Consider the following 2,145-nt stretch of genomic DNA (forward strand, 5'->3'; position numbering starts at 1 on the left):
CTTTATCTTCAGGTAACAGATGATTAAGGGCTTTATCTGATAGCCCTGCCGCCGTCAATAGACCAGATTCAATCCCCTTAATTTTTAGCAAATCAGCAGGGGTTTGGGCTGATGATGCCGCCGTTTGTAGGGCGCGCGCTTCCGCCACATAAGGCGTGGCTTTACGATTCTTCTCTAATGCAAGAGATACAAAGCCTGCGCGAGTTGCTTCGTAGGTTGTAACTAAATCATCGCTGGAGTTTAGATGGCTTCGATATGGGCTCATAGTTTTCTCCAAACATAAACGCATTTTCTTAAGGCTTCTCGTCCATGTTCACCCATTTGCTGGCTGCTGTTGCCCTTGTCGTTAGGCAGTACAAGTATGTTTTCAACGAAAAATCCTAATTTTTCGGCAATATTTGAAAGGATTAAATCAACAGATATACTTGCACCAGCATAACGCACGTTGTCATTTACCATAATCAAAGGAGCATTGGAGCGCAAAAGTCTTGCGCCTTCCGCAATAATACACGCCATTTCATAAAAGTATCCCCGAACCATTCTAGGGATGCCATTGTTATTGAGCAGTCCTTGTCTTTTTTGTTCATCCAAATATTTCAAAACGGCTTGCAAAAGTTCTTGCTCGTCTGCGGCGGACATTGCACTTGTCCAAAGCGGATTGATGGCAAGTAAGTCCTTTGCTCGATTTTCCACCGTGCAACTCAACATTTCTTGACGTAACTTTACAAGACCCTTTTCGTCAGTATTGAGCAACGCTAGTTCAAGGGCGTAGGTTCTCGTGTAATCGTAGCGATTGCAATATGGCGGCGAAGTAATAATAGCGTCAAAAGACTCTTTTGGCATTCTTGGCAATATTTCAAGGGATGAGCCGCTGTATAAAAATATATCGCCTGGCTTTCTGTTTACGGGGAATAAACTAGATTGCTGGACGGGGGAAAGGTCAGTAATGATTTCTTGAATTTTCTCTGAGATAGCCTGCTCAAAACTTAATATCTGACCTTTATCAAAGATTTTCTTCCCTTGTCTACGCCCTGACCGATAATCCCACCGAAGATATTGACCATCTTTGCGGGTAAAACTAATGGACTCTAATACACAAAATAAAGCAAAATGTAATACTGCCTTGACACGGTCATTTTCCTGCTCGCAGGCGGCTAAATATTTCTCAATGGCTTCTTTGGTGACTTCAGGATACGCGCCTTTAGTAATTCTTAATTCTGGCAGTTCTACTTTTTTATCGAAATTTTCCCAAATGTGAAACTTTGCCCATTTTTGTAAAGCGTCGAAGTCGCTAGATGTAAATTCTGATTCAAGAATTTTCTTGGTGGCAATAATTTGTTGTCCAATAGGCAACAACTCGATGCCAACTGCATTGATTCCCATTGCGCTAGCGGCAAATAAAGTTGTTCCGCTTCCTGCAAACGGGTCTAGGATTGTTCCTGCTGAAATTTTGTATTTTTCAAGGAAATATTCCACTAAAGATGCAGAAAACGCTTCTTTGTATTTGTACCAACGATAAACAGGACGGTTTTTGTTTGCCTGAAAACTTACCAAAGAACGAGTTAAGGCAGGTTGAATTACCAACTTTCCTTTGAAATGTTCTTCAAGACTTTGGTCAAGTTGGTCAATTTCAATTAGTCCAACATTTGTATTACTTACTAAAAGTTTTTCATCAGTTAACACAGCCCACGCCCTCCAAGTGATATTTTAGAACAAGTATACTACATGGGCTATTTCATCATCTCTGAATATTTATTTATGTGCTTATTACGCAAGGGGCAAGCCAACATGTGTTTCTGCAGCTAGATGACTGATAATCACTTAAGAAGCAGACTTTTCCATCGCCTAGTGTAATGCTACCCTAATTTGTCTGTATAGTCAACATTTTGAGCGATAATTACCTCCAAAGGGTTTTTATCTGGCTGAATGAGCATTAACACACCCATACCTAGACTCAGAAAGCTCCTGGAGCAAGTCAGCTAGAAATCGCAGGATCCGCACACTGTACTCATAAAGTCAGTGTCGGGAGGAATGTGCAACTTTATTTGCTCTATGTTATGATAATAGTGCGGACACCAGAAACGGTTATTTAAGGCACTGGTAACGGTCGATTGGGGCTGCCGTAAACCAGCCTAGAGGTCCGGG

2 protein-coding genes are annotated in these 2,145 nt (G+C 41.5%); both read right to left on the reverse strand.

Annotated elements, in window-relative coordinates; translation table 11 throughout:
- The coding region (locus NW856_RS02720) for an AvaI/BsoBI family type II restriction endonuclease (protein WP_414398971.1) at nucleotides 1-265 on the reverse strand (265 nt) is incomplete at its 3' end.
- The gene (locus NW856_RS02725) at nucleotides 262-1,683 is read right to left on the reverse strand and encodes a DNA methyltransferase (RefSeq protein WP_414398972.1); all 1,422 of its coding nucleotides are present in this window, start codon (nucleotides 1,681-1,683) and stop codon (nucleotides 262-264) included. The genes NW856_RS02725 and NW856_RS02720, both read right to left, overlap by 4 nt.
- Nucleotides 1,684-2,145: the final 462 nt, after the last annotated feature.

It is taken from the genome of Synechococcus sp. R3-13 (genome assembly GCF_047462195.1).
Taxonomy (GTDB): Bacteria; Cyanobacteriota; Cyanobacteriia; order Thermostichales; family Thermostichaceae; genus Thermostichus.